10 protein-coding genes are annotated in these 6549 nt (G+C 64.7%); 8 read left to right on the top strand and 2 right to left on the bottom strand.

The features are described 5' to 3' along the window. Both B3T77_RS15620 and B3T77_RS15615 read right to left on the bottom strand, forming a co-directional pair. Nucleotides 1–306 (bottom strand): hypothetical protein (locus B3T77_RS15620; RefSeq protein ID WP_292080751.1); only part of this gene is annotated, 306 nt, incomplete at its 3' end. 55 nt (nt 307–361) lie between these two features. Continuing rightward, entirely contained in the window at nt 362–535 is a 174-nt protein-coding gene (locus B3T77_RS15615; RefSeq protein ID WP_292080750.1) for a hypothetical protein, read from the bottom strand. Nucleotides 536–585: 50 nt separating this feature from the next. Here B3T77_RS15615 and B3T77_RS15610 point away from each other — a divergent pair, with 50 nt between their 5' ends. The 8 genes from B3T77_RS15610 to B3T77_RS15575 all read left to right on the top strand — a co-directional run. Continuing rightward, entirely contained in the window at nt 586–1059 is a 474-nt protein-coding gene (locus B3T77_RS15610; protein WP_292080748.1) for a DUF2244 domain-containing protein, read from the top strand. Nucleotides 1060–1076: 17 nt separating this feature from the next. After that, nucleotides 1077–2009: a cytochrome c oxidase subunit II gene (gene coxB / locus B3T77_RS15605; RefSeq protein WP_292080746.1), complete on the top strand. Its 933-nt coding sequence runs from the start codon at nt 1077–1079 to the stop codon at nt 2007–2009. A 62-nt stretch (nt 2010–2071) separates the two neighbouring features. Further along, on the top strand, nt 2072–3724 hold the full coding sequence (gene ctaD, locus B3T77_RS15600; protein WP_292080744.1) for a cytochrome c oxidase subunit I: 1653 nt from the start codon (nt 2072–2074) through the stop codon (nt 3722–3724). Between the two features lie 88 nt (nt 3725–3812). Further along, on the top strand, nt 3813–4778 hold the full coding sequence (cyoE, locus tag B3T77_RS15595; protein WP_055754184.1) for a heme o synthase: 966 nt from the start codon (nt 3813–3815) through the stop codon (nt 4776–4778). 4 nt (nt 4779–4782) lie between these two features. Beyond that, nucleotides 4783–4953, top strand: coding sequence for a hypothetical protein (locus tag B3T77_RS15590; protein WP_017505721.1), 171 nt, complete (start codon nt 4783–4785; stop codon nt 4951–4953). Next, a complete protein-coding gene (locus tag B3T77_RS15585; protein ID WP_045809756.1) occupies nt 4950–5486 on the top strand; it encodes a cytochrome c oxidase assembly protein in 537 nt (178 codons plus the stop codon). Before B3T77_RS15590 ends, B3T77_RS15585 begins: the two co-directional genes overlap by 4 nt. Next, nucleotides 5483–5899, top strand: coding sequence for an NUDIX domain-containing protein (locus tag B3T77_RS15580; protein WP_055806293.1), 417 nt, complete (start codon nt 5483–5485; stop codon nt 5897–5899). Before B3T77_RS15585 ends, B3T77_RS15580 begins: the two co-directional genes overlap by 4 nt. 73 nt (nt 5900–5972) lie before the next feature. Next, the coding region (locus B3T77_RS15575; protein WP_292080740.1) for a hypothetical protein at nt 5973–6549 on the top strand (577 nt) is incomplete at its 3' end.

Here is a 6549-nt window from a genome sequence, read left to right as displayed (position 1 = left end):
TTCCTCGCTGCCCAGGTCGTACTGGCGCATGAAGGCTTCGATGGCGCCCTGGTTCTTGGCGCGTGCGCGCACACGGCGCACCAGGTCGGCGGCGGTGGCCTGTACCTGTGCCTGTTCGGCAGCCGGCAGGCGCGCCTGTTCCAGCAGCTCGCGCACATGGCTGGCTTCATCCTTCAACCAGGCATCAGTGATGGCCTGGCGCAGCGCGGGCGGTGCCGGCGGCAGCTCAGGGCTCAGCAGCGGCAGGCCCGCTGGGGGATGTGAGGCGACATCAGGAGAAGGTGTTGCGTTCATGCGCTCGGCCACAGTTGGATTCGGCCATTTTAATCCGCGGCGGCGGATTTCCTAGTCCCTTTTGTCATCATTTGAAGCGGCGAAAGCCTTGCGGGGCGGGCGCTTCTGCAATTTCTGCAGCGAACAGGTTTATTGTGCCGATTCCGTCATCTAATGTGCCGAGGTTGGGCGATATCCGGGCAATTCTGGTGTGCACCGCAGCATTGATGACGATGATGAATGGAAGCTTGCCGGCCGCCATCAGGCAGGGCTACCATCGAACTCGATTTCCGCGGTATGGACGCGGCTGCGATGATCCAGGTGCTTCGGCAAGATTCCGATGGCTCAGGGACGCAGTTGTTACTGCACCCCCCACGGGCACTGAGTGCTCGGCAGTTCGTCCAGTTGTTTGCGGCGTTGGCAGGGTTGATGGCGTTCTCGGCAGGCTTGGGTTGGTTGTCCGGAAACGTATTGGCACCTGTCTTCGCGTTGTTGCATGGCTTCCTGGTAGCCATTGCCCTGCGTGCATGTTGGCGCAGCAGCAATCGCCGGGAAGAGATCCGGGTAGGACCGGACTGCGTGGAAGTGATTCCCGCAGCCGGAGTTTCGCCGGTGTTCCGCGCACATCCTTATTGGGTGCGGGTGGTCGCCGGGAAGGAACGGGTCCTGCTGGTTTCCAGCGGCAAGCGGGTCGAAGTGGGGAGTTTCCTCGCGCCCGCCGAACGTCGGGAACTTGCGGTGACACTTGAAGGCTTGCTCGCAGCCAGCAATGGCTGCAACCGATGACGTCAAGGGTCTAGGCAATGAAGCAATGCAGCGGGTGGGGCGCGAAGTTGAAACACGGTTTGGCAGCGGCAGCGATGATGCTGTCGGCGCAGGCAGCATGGGCGCAGTCGGCCGATCCAAAGGAATGGCAGCTCAACATGGGCAAGGGCGTCACCCATACCTCGCGTATGGCGTGGGACGCGCACATGGTGGCCTTGTGGGTGTGTACGGTGATCGGCGTGCTGGTGTTTGGCGCCATGGCCTACGCCATCTTCAAGTTCCGCAAATCCAAGGGTGCGGTGGCGGCGCAGTTCGCCCACAACACCAAGGCCGAAGTGATCTGGACCGTCATCCCGATCATCATCCTGGTGGTGATGGCATGGCCGGCCACGGCCAAGCTGATTGCCATGTACGACACCCGCGACTCCGAGATGACGGTGAAGATCACCGGCTATCAGTGGATGTGGAAGTACGAGTACGTTGGCGAGGATGTGGCTTTCACCAGCCGCCTTGACCGCAAGTCCGACCAGATCCGCCAGGACGGCAGCGTGCCGACCATGGCCACCGATCCGCACTACCTGCTGGATGTGGACAACCCGCTGGTGCTGCCGGTGGATACCAAGGTCCGCTTCGTGATCACGTCCGATGACGTGATCCACGCCTGGTGGGTGCCGGCGCTGGGCTGGAAGCAGGACGCGGTGCCGGGCTTCATCAACGAGCGCTGGACCAATATCGAGACCGCAGGCGTCTACCGCGGCCAATGCGCCGAGCTGTGCGGCAAGGACCACGGCTTCATGCCGATCGTGGTCAAGGCCGTGTCCAAGGACGAGTTCAAGTCCTGGCTGGCCTCGCGCAAGCCGGCCGCCGCCGAGGCAGCGCCGGCACCGGCCGCGGAAAGCGCCCCTGCCACAAGCCCTGAAGCACCGCAACCGGAAGCCACGCCCGCCGCACCTGCAGCGACTGGCGCCTGATACCACTGCGTGCCGGTGTTGCCGGCGCGATGCCTGAAAACGGATAAAGAGGTGTAGTTGCAATGGCGAATACCGCAGTGGACCACTCCGATCACCACGGTCATCAGCAGGGCTTCTTCGAGCGTTGGTTCTTCTCGACCAACCACAAGGACATCGGCACCCTGTATCTGATGTTCGCCATCATGGCGGGCATCGTGGGCGGCGCCCTGTCGGGCCTGATCCGCTGGGAACTGGCAGAGCCGGGCATCCAGATCTTCAAGGAAGGCTCGTCGATCCAGCTGCTGGGTCTCGTGGAGCAGTCCAAGCACGGCTATAACGCCGTCGTGACGGCCCACGCCCTGATCATGATCTTCTTCATGGTCATGCCCGCCATGATCGGCGGCTTCGGCAACTGGTTCGTGCCGATCATGATCGGCGCGCCGGACATGGCCTTCCCGCGCATGAACAACATCTCGTTCTGGCTGCTGGTCGCCGCCTGGTGCCTGCTGATCCTGTCGATGTTCACCGACGGCGGACCGGGTAAGGGCTTCGGCGGAGGCTGGACGGCCTATCCGCCGCTGTCGACCACGGGCCACGTGGGCCCCGCCTTCGACCTGGCCATCTTCGCCCTGCACGTCGCGGGCGCCAGCTCGATCCTGGGCGCGATCAACTTCATCACCACCATCCTGAACATGCGCGCGCCCGGCATGACCATCCATCGGATGCCGCTGTTCGCCTGGTCGGTGCTGATCACCGCCTTCCTGCTGCTGCTGTCGCTGCCCGTGCTGGCCGGCGCCATCACCATGCTGCTGACGGACCGCAACTTCCACACCCACTTCTTCGATCCCGCCGGCGGCGGCGACCCGATCATGTACCAGCACCTGTTCTGGTTCTTCGGTCACCCGGAAGTGTACATCCTGATCCTGCCGGGCTTCGGCATCATCAGCCACATCGTCTCGACCTTCAGCCGCAAGCCGGTGTTCGGATATCTGGCCATGGCCTACGCCATGGTGGCCATCGGCTTCGTCGGCTTCATCGTGTGGGCCCACCACATGTACACGGTCGGCATGAGCATCAATCTGCGCGCCTATTTCATCGCCGCCACCATGATCATCGCGGTGCCGACGGGCGTGAAGATCTTCAGCTGGATCGCCACCATGTGGGGCGGCTCCATCAGCTTCAAGACGCCCATGCTGTGGGCGATCGGCTTCATCTTCCTTTTCACCGTCGGCGGCGTGACCGGCGTGGTCCTGTCGAACGCCGGCATCGATTACAGCCTGCACGACACCTATTACGTGGTGGCGCACTTCCACTACGTGCTGTCGCTGGGCGCCGTCTTCGCGATCTTCGCGGGCTTCTACTACTGGTTCGAGAAGATGTTCGGGGTGAAGTACAACGAGTTCCTGGGCGCGACCCACTTCTGGATCATGTTCGTGGGCGTGAACCTGGTGTTCTTCCCGCAGCACTTCCTGGGTCTGCAGGGCATGCCGCGTCGCTACATCGACTATCCGGAAGCCTTCACCCTGTGGAACCACGTCTCGTCGATCGGTTATGCGATCACGGCGGTTGGCGTGCTGGTCTTCCTGATCATGCTGGCCGAGGCGGCGATCCGTCGTCGTCCGGGCGTCGACAATCCGTGGGGCGAAGGCGCCACGACCCTGGAGTGGACCCTGTCCTCGCCGCCCCCGGCCCACCAGTTCAACGAACTGCCGGTCATCAAAGCGGAAGAGCACTAAGCCTTTCCAGCAATATGAAATCGAAGGCCGCTCTTTCCGTCGGAAGGGGCGGCCTTCTTCATTTGGGTATGCTATGCGGCCCTCACCGATGACCGAAGTTCAGACCCGCCCCGCCATCTCGACCGCCCAGCCGGAGGATTTTTTCCAGCTGCTGAAGCCGCGCGTGATGTCGCTGGTGGTGTTCACCGCTGCGACCGGGCTGATCGTCGCGCCGGGATCGGTCAATCCGCTGGTCGCGGCCATCGCCATCCTGTGCATCGCCGTGGGGGCCGGGGCGGCCGGCGCGCTGAACATGGCGCTGGAAGGCGAGACCGACGCCCTGATGCGACGCACGCGCGGCCGGCCGGTGGCGGCGGGACGTGTGCGCAAGAACGACGCCATGGCGTTCGGCGTCATCCTGAGCCTGTTCTCGGTCATGCTGCTGGGGATGAACACCAACTGGCTGGCGGCCGGTCTGCTGGCCATGACCATCGTCTATTATGCCGGCTTCTACACCCTGCTGCTGAAGCGGCGGACGCCCCAGAACATCGTCATCGGCGGTGCGGCAGGCGCCTTTCCGCCCGTGATCGGCTGGGCGGCGGCGACGGGCCATGCGCCGTGGCAGGCGTGGCTGCTGTTTCTCATCATCTTCCTGTGGACCCCGCCGCACAGCTGGGCGCTGGCGCTGTATTCGGCCGGCGATTACGCCAAGGCGGGCATTCCGATGATGCCGGTGGCCAAGGGCGCCAAGTCCACGCGGTTGCAGATCCTGCTCTACACCCTGGTCTTCGTGCCGGTCGCCATCGCCCCCGCCTTCGCGGGTCTGGGCGGGATCATCTATCTGGTCGTGTCGGTCGCGGGCGGCCTGGGCTTCCTCGGCTTGGCGGTGCGCCTTTATCGCTCGCGCGCGGGCGACGAGCCGGACAAGGCCGAGGCCGTGGGACGCGAGGCCGCATTGTATGACGTCAAGGTCCAGGCCAAACCGGCGCGGGACCTGTTCGCCTTTTCCATCCTCTATCTGATGGCGCTGTTTTCGGCGCTGCTGGTCGAGGCCCTGTCCGGTCTGGGAGCGTAAAACCATGCGTCTGACGCCTGAGGAACTTCGCGCGCGCAAGCGTCGCAATGTCTGGATCGCCTCGGCGCTGGTGGCCTTCATCGTGCTGGTGTTCGCCACCACGGTGCTGCGCCTACAACAGAACCAGGCGGCCGAGCGCGCGCTGGCGACGGCGGTGGAGACCTCCCAGCCATGAAGGCGGGCCGCAAGAATCTGATCGCCATCATCTGCGTCTTCGGCGTGATGGGCATGACCGGGGCGGCGTTCGCGGCGGTGCCGCTCTATCGAATGTTCTGTCAGGTCACGGGCTTTGGCGGCACGACGATGAAGGCCGACAAGGCCTCCGACACCGTGCTGGACGAGACGGTGCTGGTGCGGTTCGACACCAATGTGCGCGGCGTGCCGATGACCTTCCGCGCCGAGCAATCGACCCAGCGGGTGCGGATCGGCGAGACGGGCCTGGCCTATTTCGATGTGACCAACACCTCGGACAAGCCGATCCAGGTGCGCGCCAGCTACAATGTCTCGCCCGAGCAGACGGGGCCGTATTTCCAGAAGCTGCAATGCTTCTGCTTCACCGACCAGACGCTGGCGGCGGGCGAGACGCGCCAGTTCCCGGTCCAGTATTTCATCGCCCCCGAACTGGCCACGGACCGTGAGGCCAAGGGCGCGCGCGACATCACCCTGAGCTACACCTTCTACCCCTCCGTGGACGCGCCCAAGGCGTGACTTTGAAGCCGGGCGTGGACTTTCCCGGCGTCGGCTGCGGCCTGGTGATCCAGCGCGCCGACGGGCGGGTCTTGCTGTGCAAACGGCTGAAGGCGCCCGAGGCCGGGTTCTGGAACATCGTCGGCGGCAAGGTCGACCTGATGGAGCGCTCCATCGACGCCGCGCGGCGCGAAGCCGAGGAGGAGAGCGGGCTGAAGATCGGCGCGGTCGATTTCCTGTGCCTGGCCGAAGAGATCATTCCGGCCGACGGCCAGCACTGGGTGTCCCTGATCTATGTCACCCGGGACTTCACCGGCGAGCCGACGCTGACCGAGCCGGACAAGCTGTCGGAGATCGGCTGGTTCGCGCTGGACGACCTTCCCCAGCCGCTGTCGGCCTTTTCAGCGAAGGCGTTCGCGGCGATGAACGGCTGATCACACGGCGCCGTTCGCGTCGGCGTGCGTTTCATCTCCAGGTGCATGCTGCACGCGGAGACGGAGACGGGATTTGCGCGGTCTGGATTTCACCAACTGGCACAGTCTGCTGCTGACCCTGGTCGGGCTGGCGCTCGTGACTTTGATCGGCATGGGCATCCGGCTGGTGATGATGTTCACCATCCAGCAGCGGCGCGAGCGGATGAACCGCCAGATCAACGAACGGCTGAAGACCCTTATCTCCGCCTACAAGGTGCTGGGCGGATCTTTCACCGGCGACCTGACCGTCGATCCGACGCACAAGCGCGACCTGAGCCGCCGCAACGTCTCGCAAGGCGAGGCGGGACTGGATCTCAGCGCCGAGGCGACGGCGGGGTCGGACCGGACCCGGCGTATCCGTGACGCGGTCGAGGCCAGTCTTGCGGATATCATCCTGCTGGGCACCGAGGACCAGGTGCGGCTGGCGCAGCAGGCGGCGCGCGAACTGGTCGCCGGGCGGCCGGTGCGGACGCATGATCTGGTCGTTTCGCTGCGCGACTTCATCCGCCAGGCGCTGGACCTGGCGCCCGTGCCGACCGGACCGGACATTCCGTTGCGAGGCCCGACGCGCCCGCCCTCGACCGGAGGCCGCGGCTCAGGCGCCAGGTCCA

The sequence above is a fragment of the Brevundimonas sp. UBA7838 genome, assembly GCF_002500885.1.
Lineage (GTDB): Bacteria > Pseudomonadota > Alphaproteobacteria > Caulobacterales > Caulobacteraceae > Brevundimonas > Brevundimonas vesicularis_C.
This window is presented reverse-complemented; position numbering and strand designations above follow the sequence as displayed.